The sequence below is a fragment of the Pleomorphochaeta naphthae genome, from assembly GCF_055396005.1.
Genome location: NZ_AP042457.1, coordinates 2,694,057 through 2,715,387 on the forward strand (window position 1 = coordinate 2,694,057; position 21,331 = coordinate 2,715,387).

The 21,331-nt window shown below is 38.6% G+C and carries 7 protein-coding genes, 2 tRNA genes and 7 rRNA genes; 1 reads left to right on the top strand and 15 read right to left on the bottom strand.

Annotation, left to right across the window (positions count from 1 at the left end; genetic code table 11):
* Positions 1–85: 85 nt before the first annotated feature.
* The 8 genes from ACZ5SO_RS12330 to ACZ5SO_RS12365 form a co-directional block, all read right to left on the bottom strand.
* Positions 86–3,229 (bottom strand): alpha-mannosidase, encoded by a 3,144-nt coding sequence (locus ACZ5SO_RS12330; protein ID WP_464624989.1) that lies wholly within the window; start codon positions 3,227–3,229, stop codon positions 86–88.
* Positions 3,230–3,614: 385 nt separating this feature from the next.
* Positions 3,615–4,730 carry a GntR family transcriptional regulator gene (locus ACZ5SO_RS12335; RefSeq protein ID WP_464624990.1) on the bottom strand — a complete coding sequence of 372 codons (1,116 nt, stop codon included), beginning with the start codon at positions 4,728–4,730 and terminating at the stop codon, positions 3,615–3,617.
* Between the two features lie 259 nt (positions 4,731–4,989).
* Positions 4,990–5,100, bottom strand: a 5S ribosomal RNA gene (gene rrf, locus ACZ5SO_RS12340).
* 65 nt (positions 5,101–5,165) lie between these two features.
* Positions 5,166–5,276, bottom strand: a 5S ribosomal RNA gene (rrf, locus tag ACZ5SO_RS12345).
* Positions 5,277–5,352: 76 nt separating this feature from the next.
* A 23S ribosomal RNA gene (locus ACZ5SO_RS12350) occupies positions 5,353–8,294 on the bottom strand.
* 50 nt (positions 8,295–8,344) lie between these two features.
* Positions 8,345–8,418: transfer RNA gene (locus tag ACZ5SO_RS12355), tRNA-Ala, on the bottom strand.
* 148 nt (positions 8,419–8,566) lie between these two features.
* A 16S ribosomal RNA gene (locus tag ACZ5SO_RS12360) occupies positions 8,567–10,111 on the bottom strand.
* Together the 16S, 23S and 5S rRNA genes with 1 tRNA gene alongside form the textbook arrangement of a ribosomal RNA operon.
* A gap of 554 nt (positions 10,112–10,665) precedes the next feature.
* Positions 10,666–11,139, bottom strand: a complete 474-nt coding sequence (locus ACZ5SO_RS12365; RefSeq protein WP_464624991.1) for a glutathione peroxidase — start codon at positions 11,137–11,139, stop codon at positions 10,666–10,668.
* A gap of 424 nt (positions 11,140–11,563) precedes the next feature.
* Between ACZ5SO_RS12365 and ACZ5SO_RS12370 the strand changes: the two genes are divergently transcribed.
* On the top strand, positions 11,564–12,715 hold the full coding sequence (locus ACZ5SO_RS12370) for an aldo/keto reductase (protein WP_464624992.1): 1,152 nt from the start codon (positions 11,564–11,566) through the stop codon (positions 12,713–12,715).
* A gap of 75 nt (positions 12,716–12,790) precedes the next feature.
* Here ACZ5SO_RS12370 and ACZ5SO_RS12375 read toward each other — a convergent pair whose 3' ends face one another.
* From ACZ5SO_RS12375 to ACZ5SO_RS12405, 7 genes are all read right to left on the bottom strand, one after another.
* Positions 12,791–13,483, bottom strand: a complete 693-nt coding sequence (locus ACZ5SO_RS12375; RefSeq protein ID WP_464624993.1) for a DUF2249 domain-containing protein — start codon at positions 13,481–13,483, stop codon at positions 12,791–12,793.
* 116 nt (positions 13,484–13,599) lie between these two features.
* Positions 13,600–13,710, bottom strand: a 5S ribosomal RNA gene (rrf, locus tag ACZ5SO_RS12380).
* Between the two features lie 76 nt (positions 13,711–13,786).
* A 23S ribosomal RNA gene (locus ACZ5SO_RS12385) occupies positions 13,787–16,728 on the bottom strand.
* 85 nt (positions 16,729–16,813) lie between these two features.
* Positions 16,814–16,887, bottom strand: a tRNA-Ile gene (locus tag ACZ5SO_RS12390).
* Positions 16,888–17,016: 129 nt separating this feature from the next.
* Positions 17,017–18,561, bottom strand: a 16S ribosomal RNA gene (locus ACZ5SO_RS12395).
* A 636-nt stretch (positions 18,562–19,197) separates the two neighbouring features.
* Positions 19,198–19,794 (bottom strand): CDP-diacylglycerol--glycerol-3-phosphate 3-phosphatidyltransferase, encoded by a 597-nt coding sequence (gene pgsA / locus ACZ5SO_RS12400; RefSeq protein ID WP_464624994.1) that lies wholly within the window; start codon positions 19,792–19,794, stop codon positions 19,198–19,200.
* Between the two features lie 13 nt (positions 19,795–19,807).
* Positions 19,808–21,328, bottom strand: coding sequence for a carboxypeptidase M32 (locus tag ACZ5SO_RS12405; protein ID WP_464624996.1), 1,521 nt, complete (start codon positions 21,326–21,328; stop codon positions 19,808–19,810).
* Positions 21,329–21,331 lie beyond the last annotated feature (3 nt).

The following is a 21,331-nucleotide window of genomic DNA, read 5'->3' on the forward strand; positions in this document are numbered from 1 at the left end:
CTATTGAATTTTTATTAAGAGTAAAATTTTCTTTAAATAAAAAAAGAGGATAAGAGATTTTTTTCCTACCCTCTTCATCTATGCTCTAAAATTCCACTTTAAAAGTTTTAATTTCAAATGGGTTTATTTCAAAATTAATACTATTATTACTTTGCTTGTCAATTTTCTTTATCTTATTTTCCATCATATCGCATTCATATATTTTTTTAAAAGATTTACCAAATGTTAAAGTTGTTTTTTCCCTCATGTTATAACACTCATACAATCTTACTATAGTCGAAGTACCATCAAGACTTTGTTTTATCACTTCTATAATTACATTATCTTTATCAGTTGAGGCAAATGAGAAATTCTGTTTTAAAGATCCTCCCTTATTTTTCTTTATTCTTGGTAAAATTGGATTATTTAATTCATAAGATTTTTTGATAGTATCTGAATCCATCCAACTTCTTTTATGAGGATAAATAGTGTAAGTAAATTCATGATATTCCTGATCTGCTTTAGGATTAGGATAAACACCTGATTTAAGCATTGATAAACTAACATCACTATTTTTGACACTGCAGCCATATTTGCAATCATTCATAATACTTACACCATAACCACTTTCACTAACATCAAGCCATTTGTGTACACATACTTCAAACTGCGCCCAATCCCAAGATGTATTGTTGTGAGTATTTCTTTTTACATTTCCATATTGAATGTCAAAGGTTGCTTCATTTGTATGAATATCTAAGGGAAACCAAGTTTTTAGAAAAATTTGATGTTCTTTCCAATCAATTGAGTTCTTTATATCAATTTTATCAATATCTCTATAAATATAGATATATTGAGTAATGTCTGAATCAAGATACAGTCTCTTAATTTTAACACAGGCTCTCAAAGGTCCTTCTTCTACAATCTCCCATTGATCTACATTATCAACTTCCCATTGTTTTTCTACATAGTATTTATTTAAATCCCAAGCATCATAATTGTGTGGTCTATCTTCATAACTAATAATTACGTTTCCATTTTGACCTTTCTTTAATATTTCTCTCTTTTCCCTTTTATCATAAATTGAACTAAACTGACCTTTTTCATTAAAGGTAATAATAAAAAATCTATTTTCCATTCTATCTTTAGAAATTTTTAACTCTTTATTAGATTTTTGATGCTCAGTTGATATATCATTTACTACACCATACCCTTTAGATGGAATATCTTTTACGGTAAAAAGATATTTATCATTTCTGAGTTTTTGAATTGGTAACCTGTCTTTATATTTCTTTAGTACTTCCTGTTCATCTTTTAAATCAATTTCAACCAATCCTGAATAATTAAAACTATTAGGATTAAATATTATTAAAGAATTTTTGTCTGCTTTTATTTCATCTACGGTGGATGAGATTGTATCGTAAACTAATTCTTTATTAAGTTTTAATATTTTTTCATATTCATCTTTGGAATCTTCATATACTTGAAATATTGATGAACCTGGTAAAATATCATGAAATTGATTTCTTAATATAACTTCCCATCCTTCATATATCTCATGGCTAGGATAATCTTTATTAATTAATAAATTAGATATTGATGCGTATGTTTCTATATTTTGAAAGGCAAATTCACTTTTCCGATTATATTTTTTATTTCTTGCCATACTAGTATATGTGCCTCTATGATATTCGAGATATAATTCTCCAACCCACTTTGGAAGGTACTTACTCTTTGAAACGTGTTTATCTAATACGTGAAAAAAGTCTTTAGCAGTACTTAAAATTGTTTGAGGACAACCTGGAATACCTTTTGAAAGACGTCTTTGGTTTTCTAACATATCTTTTGTAGGCCCACCACCGCCATCACCAAAGCCATAGCAACATAAAATTTCATTGTTTAAATCTTTTTGACTATATCTTTCCCAACCCCCTTTCAACTGCTTTGGGTTTATATATCCATTATATGTTGTAAAATGCTCGGTTCGCTCACTCCCTTCTTTACCTCGATTATGATAATCCCTAATTGACACAAAATGTGTTAAAACCTTAGTTCCATCTAGGCCTTCCCACTCAAAGGTATCATATGGCATTTTATTAAATTCATTCCAACTTAATTTAGTTGTCATAAAATATTTGAGACCACATTTTTTAATAATTTGTGGCAAAGCAGCTGAATATCCAAATACATCAGGCAACCATAGAATTTCATTCTTTTTATCAAATTCATCTTTAAAAAATTTCTGTCCATGAATAAACTGTCTTACTAAAGACTCTCCTGAAGCAATATTACAATCAGCTTCAACAAACATTCCTCCATCTACTTCCCAACGACCTTCTTTAACTTTTTCTTGAATCTCTTTAAATACTTTAGGATTATTTTTCTTAACATATTTATATAATTGAGGTTGGCTAGACATAAAAATATATTCAGGATACTGCTTCATCAAATTTAGTACTGTTGAAAAACTTCTAACACTTTTATCTTCTGTAACTTTTAGTGTCCACAGCCATGCACAATCTATGTGAGTGTGTCCAACACAATAAATTTTTACTAGTTGATCTCCACAATGTTTACTATAAAAATTTGCTTGAATATCTTCCTCTGCTATCTTAATACTATCATAAAAGATTTGAGAATTTTCTTTTCTCATATCTACTAAATTAAGAGAATTATTTAATGCTTTTAATATTAATATTTTTGTATCATCTTCATCAGATAATAATTTAGATACATTATATGGAACTGAAATATCATAATAATATTTCTCTACATCACGATGTAGAACTTTTATACAACTATCCAATTTTAGATAGAAATTTTGGGTTCCTGTAAAGGCAGATAAAACAATTCTAAATTCTTGTCCAACTTTAGCATTCTCACTTAGTATTATTGATCTATGATTAATATCAAGCCCCTGTATTAATTGACCATTTACATAAATAGTAAACTGAGGATTTGTTGCATCCCAAGATTCTTCCTTTCCTGTGTTTAATTCAAATACAACACATTTATTATTATATTTTTCATCTATAGTAACAAATGTTTCAAACCAATAATATTCTTCATTTCCTCCCCAGATTTCTCGGTGATCGAAATGATTCCAATCTTTTGTATTAATTTCATCTATTTTATCAAATTTTTTTTCAGTCTTTAACATTTTATAATTTTTTATAGCTTGTTCTTCACTGTAAATTTGGGCCTCTAAATACTGTAAAAGTTTTCCAATTCTCTCTGAAATTTGTATCATTTTATTTCCTTCATAATTCATTTAATTTAACTTTTTCAAATCTTTGTTTTTATAAATAAGATTAAAATGGTAAGTTATATTTTAAGTTAAACCTATACCTATTCTTCACTAAAGGGTTTATTAATCCTTTTGTCTTAAAATACTTGTTTTATATATCATTTTTAATTGAAATATAAGAATTTTACTATTTAAATTATTATAAAAATATACCAATTTAAAAATAAGTTGATATATTTTAATATAATTATATCTTTCATAATAAGTTTACATACCATATTTGTCAATTAATTATTTTTATAATTATTTTTTAGATAATAGAAATATTTGTTTTTATAAAAAAAAATAAGTCCTAAGTGGACTTATAATTTAATTGCTTAACTTTATTTTATTTTTTTGGAGGCAAACAAGAATCTCTCACTACTAAAGAAACAGGCAAAGATGTGATGGACTCTCTTTCTCTTCCTTCTAATTCATCGATTATAATGGAAGCAGCCTCTCTCCCCATCTTAGTAAAATCTTGAAGAACTGATGTCAAAGGAATTTCTTGAAATTCTGAATAAGGCACTCCATCAAAACCGACAACTGATAATTGGTTTGGGATGTTAATATCTAAAATTTTAGCTACTCTAATCACATATGATGCTACTATATCATTTATAGCTATTATGCCAGTTACTCCATTTCTTAATAATCTTTTTATTTCATCAATAAAATAAGCTTCATCATATTCTTTCAAAAACTCTATATCTAATTTTTTAATACTAATTAAATTTGAGTTATATGAAATATTTGCCTTATCTAAGGCTTCACAATAGCCTAAATACCTATCTCTAACAGAAGAAACACCTTCTAATGAAACATCTGATATAAAACCAATTTTTTTATGTCCTAAATTAATTAAATATTCAGTAGCAAGTCTTCCTCCCCTAAAATTATCACTACAAACTGCTTTGATATCTATACCAGTAAAATATTTGTCTATAGTTACTAAAGGTATCTTTGCATATTTAAAACTATTTAATACTTCATAACTATCTAAAAGAGAATATGGATAATATATTATACCTTTAACACCTTCTCTTTTTAATTTCTGTAAAAGACTCTCAACTTCTTGCAAATTGTGAAATCTAAAATATAAATTAGGTTTATAATTATGTTCACAAATTACTTTTGTACACCCTTCAAGGGTTTGAGAAAAATTACCAAATTCATGCATCGAAGGAAACACAATAGCAATTGAACCTTTATATTTATCTTTTGTCTTATTAATAGATTCTAGTGGCTTGTTAACTGTTTTTATTAAAAAAGTTCCTTTTCCTCTAACTCTCTCTACATATCCAGTTTTTTCTAATTCAACTAGTACTCTTTTTGAAGTTATTCTGCTTACACCATACAATGTACAAAGATCTTTCTCAGAGGGTAGCTTGTCTCCTATCTTAAAAAAACCTTGAGCAATTTGATTTAATAATTCTTGATATATTTTTTTATATAGTATAGCCAAAATAATTATCCTTCATCTATGTAATAGTTGTTTCATAATATTACAGCTTACCTTTATACTTTTTTTGAAAAAACTAAGGCAACTGGTAGAAAATGATTAATATAATGTAGCAACTAAAAGATTTTTAAATATTCTATATCTAAAATATGATTGATGCAAGTTCACAAAAAAATATAAATTTTGAATAAAAAAAAAGTCCACCAAAATGATGAACTTATTTATATAATTAAAAACATCTAAGTTTAATAAACAAAAAAAGATTTGGCAACTACCTACTCTCCCACATAATTGTAGTACCATCGGCGTGAGAGCGCTTAACTGCCGTGTTCGGGATGGGAACGGGTGTGTCCACTCTGCTATGGTCACCAAATCAACTTATATTTAGATAGAAAAATTTATTTTCTATCGAATATAAATTGATAAAAATAAAAAAAGGCCCGGCAGCTACCTACTCTCCCACATAATTGTAGTACCATCGGCGTGAGAGCGCTTAACTGCCGTGTTCGGGATGGGAACGGGTGTGTCCACTCTGCTATGGCCACCGGGCCAACTTAAACCTAGAGAGCTAAATAAATTTAGCTATCGAGTTTAAGTGCGATATTCTAGGGATCGCAACGATAATATGGTCAAGCCTCACGGCTAATTAGTACCGATAAGCTGAACATGTCGCCATGCTTACACTCTCGGCCTATCAACCAGATATTCTCTCTGGTTCCTTCAGTCCTCTTAAAGAGGATGGGATGTCTCATCTTGGGGAGGGTTTCCCGCTTAGATGCTTTCAGCGGTTATCCCTTCCAAACGTAGCTACCCAGCACCTGCCGTTGGCACGACAACTGGTACACCAGAGGTTTGTCCACTTCGGTCCTCTCGTACTAAAAGCAGAACCCCTCAAACATCCAACGCTTGTGGCAGATAGGGACCGAACTGTCTCACGACGTTCTGAACCCAGCTCGCGTACCGCTTTAATTGGCGAACAGCCAAACCCTTGGGACCTGCTCCAGCCCCAGGATGCGATGAGCCGACATCGAGGTGCCAAACCTTGCCGTCGATATGAACTCTTGGGCAAGATCAGCCTGTTATCCCCGGAGTACCTTTTATCCGTTAAGTGACGGCGCTTCCACTCGCTACCGCCAGATCACTAAGACCTACTTTCGTACCTGCTCGGCTTGTAAGCCTCGCAGTCAAGCCACCTTGTGCCTTTACACTTGAGGGATGATTCCCAACCATCCTAAGGTGACCATCGCGCGCCTCCGTTACACTTTAGGAGGCGACCGCCCCAGTCAAACTTCCCGCCTGACACTCTCCCCTAACCGGTTTCACGGCCAGGGTTAGAAAACTGGAAAAGGAAGGGTGGTATTTCACCAACGACTCCGCGCAAACTGACGTCCACGCATCTACGTCTCCCACCTATCCTACACATCCTTGTCCAATTTTCAATGTCAAGTTGAAGTAAAGGTTCACGGGGTCTTTCCGTCTAACCACAAGTATCAGGCATCTTCACCTGAACTTCAATTTCACCGGATCTCACGTTGAGACAGCGCCCATATCGTTACACCATTCGTGCGGGTCGGAACTTACCCGACAAGGAATTTCGCTACCTTAGGACCGTTATAGTTACGGCCGCCGTTTACTGGGGCTTGAGTTCGCAGCTTCTTGATAAATCAATAACCACTCCCCTTGACCTTCCAGCACCGGGCAGGTGTCAGTCCATATACTTCCCATTGCTGGTTCGCATGGACCTGTGTTTTTGGTAAACAGTCGCATGGGCCATTTCTCTGCAACTCACTCTCGTGAGCCATACTTATCCCTAAGTTACGTATGCATTTTGCCGAGTTCCTTAACGTGAGTTCTTCCGTACGCCTTCGCATTCTCAGCTCGCCCACCTGTGTCGGTTTATAGTACGGTCCCTCAGTGCCTTACCTTAGAAACTATTTCTTGGCACGACGACTACACGCGCTTCTTACTTCCGTAAAAGTAATCGCTCACAGCTCCTCTTAGTTAACGGATTTGCCTATTAACCTTAACGCATCGCTGCTTTGACAGGGACAACCGTCGCCCTGCCGCGTTTCGCCCTATGCTTCGTTCCATCGAAACACTGAGAGGTGCGGGAATATTGACCCGCTTCCCATCGACTACGACTTTCGTCCTCGCCTTAGGGGCCGACTAACCCTTGGGTAGATTGACTTTACCCTGGAAACCTTAGGCTTTCGGCGGAGGGGGATCTCACCCCTCTTTTCGTTACTCATGCCTGCATTCTCTCTTCTGTCCCGTCCACCAAAACTTCCGTCTTGACTTCATCCGTACACAGAATGCTCCCCTACCCACAGCGTCTAGCGCTGTGCCGTAGCTTCGGTGATATACTTAGCCCCGTTGGATTGTCGGCGCATGACTACTCGACCAGTGAGCTATTACGCACTCTTTGAAGGAGTGGCTGCTTCTAAGCCAACCTCCTGGCTGTCTGTGCAATCATACTTCCTTTCCCACTTAGTATATCTTTGGGACCTTAGCTGACGGTCTGGGCTGTTTCCCTCTTGACGACGGCCCTTATCAGTCGCCGTCTGACTGCTACGCATTGTACCACGGCATTCAGAGTTTGGTTAAACTTGGTACCCGGTGAAGGGCCCGCATCTATCCAGTGCTTTACCTCCGTGGCAGTCCACGTAACGCTAGCCCTAAAGCTATTTCGGGGAGTACCAGCTATCTCCAAGTTTGTTTAGCCTTTCACTCCGAACCACAGCTCATCGCAACCCTTTTCAGCGGATTTACGTTCGGCCCTCCACTAGATTTTACTCCAGCTTCAGCCTGGCCATGGTTAGATCACTTGGCTTCGGGTCTACCACATGCAACTTATCGCCCTATTCAGACTCGGTTTCCCTACGGCTCCAGGACTCCTATCCCTTAACCTTGCTACACACGGTAACTCGCAGGCTCATTCTACAAAAGGCACGCCATCACCCTTTCGGGCTTTGACCGCTTGTAAGTCCACGGTTTCAGGTTCTCTTTCACTCCCCTCCCGGGGTGCTTTTCACCTTTCCCTCACGGTACTATGCGCTATCGGTAGCCGCCGAGTATTTAGCCTTGGAGGGTGGTCCCCCCAGATTCCGACAGGATTTCTCGTGTCCCGCCGTACTCAGGTAGTGCATCCAATTAGAGTATCTATTTTCGACTACAGGGCTTTCACCTTCTCTGACAGACCGTCCCAGAATCTTTCGTCTAATAAATACTTTTCTTACTAATCGGGATTCCCCCGATGCACCCCTACAACCCCAAACACTTAAAAGCGCTTGGTTTGGGCTCTTCCCCCTTCGCTCGCCGCTACTAAGGGAATCTCATTTTTGATTTCTACTCCTGCTGGTACTTAGATGGTTCAGTTCCCAGCGTATACCTCTATTATGCTATTTTATTCACATAATAGTGACAATCATCCAGACTGTCGGGTTACCCCATTCGGATATCTGCGGATCATAGGGTGTTGGCCCCTCATCGCAGCTTTTCGCAGCTAACCACGTCCTTCTTCGCCTGGCGGCTCCTAGGCATCCTCCGTGGACCCTTATTCGCTTGACCATATTATCTTTACAATCCCTTACGCTATATATGTCAAATATCTCTTCTTTTGGAGGCAAGGGGACTCGAACCCCTGACCCTCGGCTTGCAAAGCCGATGCTCTAGCCAACTGAGCTATGCCCCCGTTGTCTAAAATTATAAAAGAGCGGGAAGAGAATTTTCTGCAAATTATTTTAAGAGGGTCTTTTTGTGATAGGTCTTCCACCTATCGGATAACATCCTATGTTTGCAGTATTAACTGTGAGAGGTTAATACTTTACCTTTCTTATTAGAAAGGAGGTGATCCAGCCACACCTTCCGGTACGGCTACCTTGTTACGACTTCACCCTCCTCGCCAAGCATACCTTCGGAACCGTCCCCCCCTTACGGGTTAGACTAGCGACTTCGGGTACCCCCAACTCGGATGGTGTGACGGGCGGTGTGTACAAGGCCCGGGAACGTATTCACCGCGCCATGCTGATGCGCGATTACTAGCGATTCCAACTTCATGGAGTCGAGTTGCAGACTCCAATCCGTACTGAGACCGGCTTTTTGCGATTCGCTTAACCTCGCGGTTTCGCTGCGCTTTGTACCGGCCATTGTAGCACGTGTGTAGCCCAGGACATAAGGGCCATGATGACTTGACGTCGTCCCCACCTTCCTCCGGTTTGTCACCGGCAGTCCCACCTGAGTCCCCACCATAACGTGATGGTAACAGGCAGTAGGGGTTGCGCTCGTTGCGGGACTTAACCCAACACTTCACAGCACGAGCTGACGACAGCCATGCAGCACCTGTATATCGACCCCGAAGGGAAAACCTATCTCTAGATTCGTCCAATATATGTCAAGCCCTGGTAAGGTTTCTCGCGTATCATCGAATTAAACCACATGCTCCACCGCTTGTGCGGGCCCCCGTCAATTCCTTTGAGTTTCACCCTTGCGAGCATACTCCCCAGGCGGTACACTTAATGCGTTAGCTTCGGTACTGAGTGTAACCACCCACCACCTAGTGTACATCGTTTACTGTGCGGACTACCAGGGTATCTAAACCTGTTTGCTCCCCGCACCTTCGCGTCTCAGCGTCAGTACATGGCCAGACATTCGCCTTCGCCACCGGTGTTCTTCCAGATATCTACAGATTTCACCCCTACACCTGGAATTCCAATGTCCCCTCCTGTACTCTAGTATTACAGTTTCCAGCGCGTTCCCTCGGTTAAGCCGAGATCTTTCACGCCAGACTTGCAATACCGCCTGCACGCCCTTTACGCCCAATGATTCCGAACAACGCTTGCCCCCTACGTGTTACCGCGGCTGCTGGCACGTAGTTAGCCGGGGCTTATTCCGGGATTCACGTCATCAGTCTGCCATTTCCTGCAAACCTTATTCCTCCTCCCGAAAAGAACTTTACAACCTCACGGCCTTCATCGTTCACGCGGCGTCGCTCCGTCAGACTTTCGTCCATTGCGGAAGATTCTTAGCTGCTGCCCCCCGTAGGAGTCTGGACCGTATCTCAGTTCCAATGTGGCCGATCACCCTCTCAGGCCGGCTACCCATCATCGCCATGGTAGGCTTTTACCCTACCATCTAGCTAATGGGACGCAGACTCATCCTCTCGCGACGCTTTGAGGCGCCTTTCCTTCTTTTATCTTGTGATAAAAGAGTATTATTTGGTATTACCCCATGTTTCCACAGGCTATCCCAAACAAGAGGGTAGATTATCCACGTGTTACTCACCCGTCCGCCGCTCTAGGCTAACCGAAGTTAGCTTACCGCTCGACTTGCATGCTTAAAACGCGCCGCCAGCGTTCGTTCTGAGCCAGGATCAAACTCTCCGTTATATAATTATGGTCATAAAGACCACTATAATTAACAAATTAATTTAATTCCTGTCACTCGCTTAACGAACATTAGCTTATTTCATCTTTGTTCTTATTTTGAATTGACAGAAAGCCCTCTTTACAGCAATTTTCATCACCATAATTTGCTTTCTATTTCTCTTCCCTTACGCTCATAATTTCAAATAACAATTGCATTTAGCTCTAATAACTTAGAACATTTTGCAGCGCTCAATATTTTGAGCACTCAGTTAACATAACAGTTTTCAAACAAACAAGTCAATAGCTTTTTTTAATTTTTTTGCTATATTTATTTTCCTAAAAAAATCAAACTGTTTGCTTTTTTTGTCAGCCAACGAGATGAGAAACTATACTACTATTAAAATTTATTCAAGTACATTTTGAAAAATTTTTCATTTTTTTTGAAATTTCCTAAAAATAGTGATTTTTTACACAATTATTAAGTTTTTTTTTAGGTTTAAAAGCAAAAAAATGCCATTTTTTCGTTACAAAAATAGCATTTCTCTTAACTTTTAAAATATTTATTTTTTTAATTTTTATAATATTTTTTTAATATCCGCTTCTAAATCTTTAGGTTTTTTATTTGAACCAAATCTTTTTACAACTTTTCCATCTCTATCTACTAAGAATTTAGTAAAGTTCCATTTTATTTTTGAACCTAAAGCACCCTTTTTTTCATTTTTTAGATATTTATACAAAGGATGAGCGTTTTCACCATTTACATCAATTTTTTTAAAGATTGGAAAGGTAACTCCATAATTTAAACTACAGAATGATGAAATCTCTTCATCAGTCCCAGGATCTTGATTAGCAAATTGGTTACACGGAAAACCTAATATAACCAACCCTTTATCTTTGTATTTTTCATATAATTTTTCTAAACCCTCAAATTGTGGAGTGAACCCACATTTACTAGCAGTATTTACTATTAGCAAGACTTTACCTTTAAACTCTTTTAAACTAACACTATTTCCATCTGCCTTCTCTACTTCAAAATCATAAATTGTCATTGAATTCTCCTAATTAATCGCGTACGATTTAATTTTAAAATACTCTATTTATGCTAATTAGTAAAGTAAAATAATCCCAATTTCCAATAATTTTAATTTTTTTATTATTTTTCTGTTTTCAATATTATAATTAATGTTTATTTTTTTGTTGTTTTATCTATCTTCCTAGAGTTTTTATATAAATAAATACTATAAATTTTATAATATAAGATTAAATATATAATTTAGTAGAACTTAATAAAGACAACCAGTATTAATTTGAATCATCTTCAAATAAATGGGACGAAATTTACAAAGTATTTCAAATTTTTAAAATCCGTAATATAATATAAGAAATAATTACCAAATTATGAGAACAACTTTAGAAGAATGGTAAGTTACGTGTAGTCTTAAAACTATAATATTATATTTAAGTTGAGGAAAAATGAAGTATAGAGAATTAGGTAAAGATAAGATTAAGGTTTCACAAATTGGTTTTGGATGCATGAGATTTCCATTAAATTCAGAAGATACAAAAGATATTAATATCGAAGAAACTACAAAGCTATTAAAATATGCTATAAGTAATGGTGTTAACTACATTGATACAGCATACCCTTATCATGGAGGGATGAGTGAAGTAGTTGTTGGTAATATCTTAAATACTGAAAATTTAAGAGATAAGGTTTATCTAACTTCAAAACTATCTTTATGGATGGTTGAATCTGCTGATAAATTAGATGAATTTTTAAATGCTCAACTTAAAAGGTCTAATCAATCTCATTTTGATTTCTATATTTTACATGCTCTTAATAAGGAAAATTGGAAAAAGGCTCAAAATTACAAAGCTTTGGAATTTTTAGATAAAGCTAAAAAAGAGGGAAAAATTAAATATACAGGCTTCTCCTTCCATGATGAATCTATTTCTCTTTTTAAAGAAATTGTTGATAGCTATGATTGGGATATGGTTCAAATTCAATACAACTATCTTGATGAATATTATCAAGCTGGTAAAGAAGGCCTTGATTACTGTGAGTCAAAAGGAATTGGTTGTGTTATTATGGAACCATTAAAGGGTGGTCAATTAGCTAGAGAATTACCTCCTAAAGCTGAAGAAGTCTATAAAGAAGCTGATAAAGATGCTTCTTATGCTTCATGGTCTCTAAAATGGCTATTAAACCAAAAGAATGTAAAAGTTATCTTAAGTGGTATGGGAGCCCTAGAAGAAGTCAAAGACAACATCTCATCTGCTTCTAGCTTTGATGTAGGATCATTATCTGATGCAGATACTGCCACTATATCAAATGTTCTCTCTATAATTTATAAGTCGAAAAGAATAGGTTGTACTAATTGTAAATATTGTCTTCCTTGCCCTCAGGGCGTACTAATTCCTGATAATTTTAAATATTATAATAAATATTACAATTTAGATTCTGTGAAAAATAAAAATAAAATTAAAAGTGAATATAAATCAGTATTTACAGCAAAAGAAAAAGCAAATGCCTGTGTTGAATGTGGTTTATGTGAAACTCACTGTCCGCAGCATCTAAAAATAAGGGATTTGTTAAAAGAAGTTACAAAAACTCTTGTAAATTAAAGTATAAAGAAAAAAACTTCCAATCTAAGCTTCTTTTAGCTTTCAATGGAAGTTTTTTTATTTCTTATTGTTATACTAATCAAAAATTGAAGAAGTAGTACTTACTTCTTTATTTTTTTCTCCAAATTTGTTTAATAGCTCTTTCATAATTTGATTGCGTGGTTTCCCTTGTTTTTCTAAAGTTTTAATTAACTGATAAGATTTAAATAAGACTGAAGGGCCAATCTCTGATGAGAAATATCCAATTCCTTGGTTCCAGGCAAATAAAGAAAAAAGCTCATCTAATTCTGCAACAGTCAATCCAATTGAATATGCTTTAATTAATTCTCTTGTTGCTTGTCTAAATCTAGCCGCTCCAACTGCATTGCTTAATGATAATAGAAGTTTAGTTTTTAAATCGATAGCTGGATTTTCTTTCTCCCAAATTAGCTGCCAAAAATCTACAACAGTCTCAGCCAAATCATTATCAATCTTTTTATAATTTAATATAGCTGTTGGCTTAAATGGCATATCAGCACCATCTTCATATTTTAAATCAAAGTCTTTTACTTTTAAAAAATAACACCTATATTCATCCTTACTAACTTTATCAACTTCCCATTCATATCCTAAATCTTCCATAGCAGAATATAATGGTTTTGGATCAAAGCTTTGAACTATACAAAGGCCTTTTCCAATTTCAAGAGCTTTTGCTTTCTTTAATAGGCCAGGTAGAAAAGTGGTTGTAATATTTCTAACATCAATTACTTCATAATCATTTTTTCTCATGATTTATCTCCTATAATTAAATGTTAGTATAATCTAACCTAAATAGACGTTGCATAAACAACAATTTTAATAAAAAGGTAAAAAAAATACACCCAAAGGTGTAAAAATAAAAAAAGGCCCGGCAGCTACCTACTCTCCCACATAATTGTAGTACCATCGGCGTGAGAGCGCTTAACTGCCGTGTTCGGGATGGGAACGGGTGTGTCCACTCTGCTATGGCCACCGGGCCAACTTAAACCTAGAGAGCTAAATAAATTTAGCTATCGAGTTTAAGTGCGATATTCTAGGGATCGCAACGATAATATGGTCAAGCCTCACGGCTAATTAGTACCGATAAGCTGAACATGTCGCCATGCTTACACTCTCGGCCTATCAACCAGATATTCTCTCTGGTTCCTTCAGTCCTCTTAAAGAGGATGGGATGTCTCATCTTGGGGAGGGTTTCCCGCTTAGATGCTTTCAGCGGTTATCCCTTCCAAACGTAGCTACCCAGCACCTGCCGTTGGCACGACAACTGGTACACCAGAGGTTTGTCCACTTCGGTCCTCTCGTACTAAAAGCAGAACCCCTCAAACATCCAACGCTTGTGGCAGATAGGGACCGAACTGTCTCACGACGTTCTGAACCCAGCTCGCGTACCGCTTTAATTGGCGAACAGCCAAACCCTTGGGACCTGCTCCAGCCCCAGGATGCGATGAGCCGACATCGAGGTGCCAAACCTTGCCGTCGATATGAACTCTTGGGCAAGATCAGCCTGTTATCCCCGGAGTACCTTTTATCCGTTAAGTGACGGCGCTTCCACTCGCTACCGCCAGATCACTAAGACCTACTTTCGTACCTGCTCGGCTTGTAAGCCTCGCAGTCAAGCCACCTTGTGCCTTTACACTTGAGGGATGATTCCCAACCATCCTAAGGTGACCATCGCGCGCCTCCGTTACACTTTAGGAGGCGACCGCCCCAGTCAAACTTCCCGCCTGACACTCTCCCCTAACCGGTTTCACGGCCAGGGTTAGAAAACTGGAAAAGGAAGGGTGGTATTTCACCAACGACTCCGCGCAAACTGACGTCCACGCATCTACGTCTCCCACCTATCCTACACATCCTTGTCCAATTTTCAATGTCAAGTTGAAGTAAAGGTTCACGGGGTCTTTCCGTCTAACCACAAGTATCAGGCATCTTCACCTGAACTTCAATTTCACCGGATCTCACGTTGAGACAGCGCCCATATCGTTACACCATTCGTGCGGGTCGGAACTTACCCGACAAGGAATTTCGCTACCTTAGGACCGTTATAGTTACGGCCGCCGTTTACTGGGGCTTGAGTTCGCAGCTTCTTGATAAATCAATAACCACTCCCCTTGACCTTCCAGCACCGGGCAGGTGTCAGTCCATATACTTCCCATTGCTGGTTCGCATGGACCTGTGTTTTTGGTAAACAGTCGCATGGGCCATTTCTCTGCAACTCACTCTCGTGAGCCATACTTATCCCTAAGTTACGTATGCATTTTGCCGAGTTCCTTAACGTGAGTTCTTCCGTACGCCTTCGCATTCTCAGCTCGCCCACCTGTGTCGGTTTATAGTACGGTCCCTCAGTGCCTTACCTTAGAAACTATTTCTTGGCACGACGACTACACGCGCTTCTTACTTCCGTAAAAGTAATCGCTCACAGCTCCTCTTAGTTAACGGATTTGCCTATTAACCTTAACGCATCGCTGCTTTGACAGGGACAACCGTCGCCCTGCCGCGTTTCGCCCTATGCTTCGTTCCATCGAAACACTGAGAGGTGCGGGAATATTGACCCGCTTCCCATCGACTACGACTTTCGTCCTCGCCTTAGGGGCCGACTAACCCTTGGGTAGATTGACTTTACCCTGGAAACCTTAGGCTTTCGGCGGAGGGGGATCTCACCCCTCTTTTCGTTACTCATGCCTGCATTCTCTCTTCTGTCCCGTCCACCAAAACTTCCGTCTTGACTTCATCCGTACACAGAATGCTCCCCTACCCACAGCGTCTAGCGCTGTGCCGTAGCTTCGGTGATATACTTAGCCCCGTTGGATTGTCGGCGCATGACTACTCGACCAGTGAGCTATTACGCACTCTTTGAAGGAGTGGCTGCTTCTAAGCCAACCTCCTGGCTGTCTGTGCAATCATACTTCCTTTCCCACTTAGTATATCTTTGGGACCTTAGCTGACGGTCTGGGCTGTTTCCCTCTTGACGACGGCCCTTATCAGTCGCCGTCTGACTGCTACGCATTGTACCACGGCATTCAGAGTTTGGTTAAACTTGGTACCCGGTGAAGGGCCCGCATCTATCCAGTGCTTTACCTCCGTGGCAGTCCACGTAACGCTAGCCCTAAAGCTATTTCGGGGAGTACCAGCTATCTCCAAGTTTGTTTAGCCTTTCACTCCGAACCACAGCTCATCGCAACCCTTTTCAGCGGATTTACGTTCGGCCCTCCACTAGATTTTACTCCAGCTTCAGCCTGGCCATGGTTAGATCACTTGGCTTCGGGTCTACCACATGCAACTTATCGCCCTATTCAGACTCGGTTTCCCTACGGCTCCAGGACTCCTATCCCTTAACCTTGCTACACACGGTAACTCGCAGGCTCATTCTACAAAAGGCACGCCATCACCCTTTCGGGCTTTGACCGCTTGTAAGTCCACGGTTTCAGGTTCTCTTTCACTCCCCTCCCGGGGTGCTTTTCACCTTTCCCTCACGGTACTATGCGCTATCGGTAGCCGCCGAGTATTTAGCCTTGGAGGGTGGTCCCCCCAGATTCCGACAGGATTTCTCGTGTCCCGCCGTACTCAGGTAGTGCATCCAATTAGAGTATCTATTTTCGACTACAGGGCTTTCACCTTCTCTGACAGACCGTCCCAGAATCTTTCGTCTAATAAATACTTTTCTTACTAATCGGGATTCCCCCGATGCACCCCTACAACCCCAAACACTTAAAAGCGCTTGGTTTGGGCTCTTCCCCCTTCGCTCGCCGCTACTAAGGGAATCTCATTTTTGATTTCTACTCCTGCTGGTACTTAGATGGTTCAGTTCCCAGCGTATACCTCTATTATGCTATTTTATTCACATAATAGTGACAATCATCCAGACTGTCGGGTTACCCCATTCGGATATCTGCGGATCATAGGGTGTTGGCCCCTCATCGCAGCTTTTCGCAGCTAACCACGTCCTTCTTCGCCTGGCGGCTCCTAGGCATCCTCCGTGGACCCTTATTCGCTTGACCATATTATCTTTACAATCCCTTACGCTATATTGAATAAATAAAATATTCTGTAAAAAAACCAGCGACATATAATGCTCGCTGAAAATGGGACTGACAAGACTTGAACTTGTGACCTCTTGCTTATCAGGCAAGCGCTCTAACCACCTGAGCTACAGTCCCGAACGACATAAATACAAAAGAAGAGAAGAGACACTAGGGTCTTTTTGTGATAGGTCTTCCACCTATCGGATAACATCCTATGTTTGTAGTATTAACTGTGAGAGGTTAATACTTTACCTTTCTTATTAGAAAGGAGGTGATCCAGCCACACCTTCCGGTACGGCTACCTTGTTACGACTTCACCCTCCTCGCCAAGCATACCTTCGGAACCGTCCCCCCCTTACGGGTTAGACTAGCGACTTCGGGTACCCCCAACTCGGATGGTGTGACGGGCGGTGTGTACAAGGCCCGGGAACGTATTCACCGCGCCATGCTGATGCGCGATTACTAGCGATTCCAACTTCATGGAGTCGAGTTGCAGACTCCAATCCGTACTGAGACCGGCTTTTTGCGATTCGCTTAACCTCGCGGTTTCGCTGCGCTTTGTACCGGCCATTGTAGCACGTGTGTAGCCCAGGACATAAGGGCCATGATGACTTGACGTCGTCCCCACCTTCCTCCGGTTTGTCACCGGCAGTCCCACCTGAGTCCCCACCATAACGTGATGGTAACAGGCAGTAGGGGTTGCGCTCGTTGCGGGACTTAACCCAACACTTCACAGCACGAGCTGACGACAGCCATGCAGCACCTGTATATCGACCCCGAAGGGAAAACCTATCTCTAGATTCGTCCAATATATGTCAAGCCCTGGTAAGGTTTCTCGCGTATCATCGAATTAAACCACATGCTCCACCGCTTGTGCGGGCCCCCGTCAATTCCTTTGAGTTTCACCCTTGCGAGCATACTCCCCAGGCGGTACACTTAATGCGTTAGCTTCGGTACTGAGTGTAACCACCCACCACCTAGTGTACATCGTTTACTGTGCGGACTACCAGGGTATCTAAACCTGTTTGCTCCCCGCACCTTCGCGTCTCAGCGTCAGTACATGGCCAGACATTCGCCTTCGCCACCGGTGTTCTTCCAGATATCTACAGATTTCACCCCTACACCTGGAATTCCAATGTCCCCTCCTGTACTCTAGTATTACAGTTTCCAGCGCGTTCCCTCGGTTAAGCCGAGATCTTTCACGCCAGACTTGCAATACCGCCTGCACGCCCTTTACGCCCAATGATTCCGAACAACGCTTGCCCCCTACGTGTTACCGCGGCTGCTGGCACGTAGTTAGCCGGGGCTTATTCCGGGATTCACGTCATCAGTCTGCCATTTCCTGCAAACCTTATTCCTCCTCCCGAAAAGAACTTTACAACCTCACGGCCTTCATCGTTCACGCGGCGTCGCTCCGTCAGACTTTCGTCCATTGCGGAAGATTCTTAGCTGCTGCCCCCCGTAGGAGTCTGGACCGTATCTCAGTTCCAATGTGGCCGATCACCCTCTCAGGCCGGCTACCCATCATCGCCATGGTAGGCTTTTACCCTACCATCTAGCTAATGGGACGCAGACTCATCCTCTCGCGACGCTTTGAGGCGCCTTTCCTTCTCTTATCTTGTGATAAAAGAGTATTATTTGGTATTACCCCATGTTTCCACAGGCTATCCCAAACAAGAGGGTAGATTATCCACGTGTTACTCACCCGTCCGCCGCTCTAGGCTAACCGAAGTTAGCTTACCGCTCGACTTGCATGCTTAAAACGCGCCGCCAGCGTTCGTTCTGAGCCAGGATCAAACTCTCCGTTATATAATTATGGTCATAAAGACCACTATAATTAACAAATTAATTTAATTCCTGTCACTCGCTTAACGAACATTAGCTTATTTCATCTTTGTTCTTATTTTGAATTGACAGAAAGCCCTAATGCTTTCTATAATCTGCTTTTCCAACGACCAAATAAATGGTAATCGAAAAGCATTTTAACTTCTCTTCTCTTCTCTAATATTTATGTCAAAAATCTGCTTGAAAACATCTTAAATTATTAACAAGCTTGTTGAAAATAACATGTATAAAAATTATAGTCAATAGCTTATTTAATTTTTATTTAAATTTTCTTGCAATTGCCGTTTAAATCGCTTTGTAATAACGTTTTTACCCGAACAACAAGTGGGATATTACGAAAACTTTAAAATTTTGTCTAGTACTTTTTTCCAATTTTTTTATTTTTTTTTCAACCTCATTTTTACTATTAAAAAATCACCAAATTTTAACTAAAAATTTGATAAGATTTTATCATTTCATTTTATTTTTTTACAATTAAATATTCACTATAATAATTTTAATTTTTATTTACATTTAATTCTCGATGCAAATAAAAAAACTCCCTCAACTGTAAAGAATTTATAAACTTCACAATTAGGGAGTATTATATTGCTTAAATTATTATTTACTCAAATGACTTAAAATCTTGCTTTTTTTAATTTGGATAATATATGTGAAAAAAGAGCCTATTGACGCAAATGCTGAGATATAGAATAAAACATTTAAAACTAAATGAATTTGTTCTAAATATTTCATATCTGGAAGGCTTCTTACCAATATTAGATAGAGAACACCAGCAACTGCTGATACTGCATACAAAACAGCTTTAGTCTTTCCCCAAATATTAGCAGGAAGAGCTTTTCCTTCTCTCATTAATAATGATCTTATAAAGGATTGAGCCAACTCTCTCCATAAAATGATAACAAAAGCTATTATAGGGAAAATTCCAACACTCATCAAACAGACAAAATACGTAAGTCTTGCAAAGGTGTCTGCGAAAGGATCCATAACTTTTCCTAAATCAGTAACTAAATTTCTTTTTCTAGCTATTATCCCATCTAGTAAATCAGTTGCTTCTATTGCAATAAATAACAGTAGAACTAAGACTGTCGAAACTGTCTGAAATGAAGAATTAAACCATATCGGCAAATTAAATACTATAAAAAATAGAGGTGTCATTATTAAACGTGCAAGTGTTAATCTATTTGGTAAATTCACAATTATCTCCTAATTAATCAAAAATTACTTCTAGCTTGTCTTCAAGGTACTGTGTGAAATAGTTCCCGTCAAGGGCTTTATTTGTTATTTGTTGGATCAAAACTTTAGGAATATACAAACTTCCTTTACTATGAACATTTTCATCTAACCACTTACTAATATCTCTTAAACCATTTTCTTTGATAATTTTACCAATTTTCTTACCACCAAAATCTTCTTCCATTTTATTTAACAACTGAGCAGAATAAAGATTACCTAATGCATATGTTGGAAAATATCCAATCAATCCACTAGCCCAGTGAACATCTTGTAAACAACCATCACTCTCATTTTCAATCTTCAATGTGAAAGCTTCTTCAAATCTCTTATTCCAAGCCTTCGGTAAATCTTCTACCTTTAAAGACCCTTCAATCAATTGCTTCTCTAATTTATATCGCAATATTATATGTAAATTATAAGTTACTTCGTCAGCATTAACTCGAATATAAGAAGGATTAACTTTATTAATAGCTTTAACAAACTCTTTTTGTGAAACGTTTTCTAATTGAGTTGGAAATTTTTCTTTTAAATTTGGATACCAAACATCCCAAAATTCTGGATTTTTAATTATAACATTTTCCCAAAATCTGCTTTGACTTTCATGAATGCCCATGCTAACACCTTCACTTAAACTTGTTCCTTTAAGAGAATCTTTAGAAGCATTCATTTCATATAAAGCATGTCCACCCTCATGTATGGTAGAGCAAAGGGGGTCACTAAAATTAGGGTCTGAATATCTTGTTGTTATCCTAATATCATCACAGCCCAATGTTGTAGTAAAAGGATGAACAGCTAAGGCTAAAGTTCCTCTATCAAAATCAAATCCCATGTCTTTTAAAATCTCAGTAGCAAACTTTTCTTGTTTTTTTACATCATACTTTTGATATAAGAATTTATCATTTACTTCTATATCTTTATATTTTGCTACCAAGGGTATTAGTTTTTTCTCTAAATCATCAAATACTTTATCTATCTGTTCACTTGTTAAGCCTTCTTCATATTCATTTAACAAGGCATCATATAAACTTTGATTAGGCTTTTTAATATACTCTGCTTCTTCTCTAGCACATTCTAAAACTTGATTTAAATATGGTGCAAATATTGAAAAATCATCATTTTCTCTAGCTTCCACCCATTTATCATATGATACTGTTAATATTTCTCGTTTCTTTTCTATAAACTGTGAAGGAATCTTTTTTGCTTTAGAATATTCTTTAAACCTTACTCTAATTAATGCTTTTTCAAAATCACTCTCTCCCAAACCTTCTACATTTTCATCTGAAGCTCCAAGGGCTGCTAATAGTTCTCCCATCTCATCACTTGAAGCAATTTTATGAGCTTCTAAAGAAGTCCATGATAATTGTTTTGACCTTTCTCCTAAAGCTTTTTTGGGGGCATTTACTTCTAAATCATACTCCAAAACCTGAGTTAAATGATTTATCATAGTAATTTTTCTATCTAAATCTTCTAATTTTTTAAATTTTTCTTTATTCATTTT

Bases quoted from the DNA above. Each gene is read 5' to 3' on its own strand.
- ACZ5SO_RS12330 (WP_464624989.1), bottom strand. From the start codon at position 3,229: ATGATACAAATTTCAGAGAGAATTGGAAAACTTTTACAGTATTTAGAG.
- ACZ5SO_RS12365 (WP_464624991.1), bottom strand. From the start codon at position 11,139: ATGACAATTTATGATTTTGAAGTAGAGAAGGCAGATGGAAATAGTGTT.
- ACZ5SO_RS12370 (WP_464624992.1), top strand. From the start codon at position 11,564: ATGAAGTATAGAGAATTAGGTAAAGATAAGATTAAGGTTTCACAAATT.
- ACZ5SO_RS12375 (WP_464624993.1), bottom strand. From the start codon at position 13,483: ATGAGAAAAAATGATTATGAAGTAATTGATGTTAGAAATATTACAACC.
- ACZ5SO_RS12405 (WP_464624996.1), bottom strand. From the start codon at position 21,328: ATGAATAAAGAAAAATTTAAAAAATTAGAAGATTTAGATAGAAAAATT.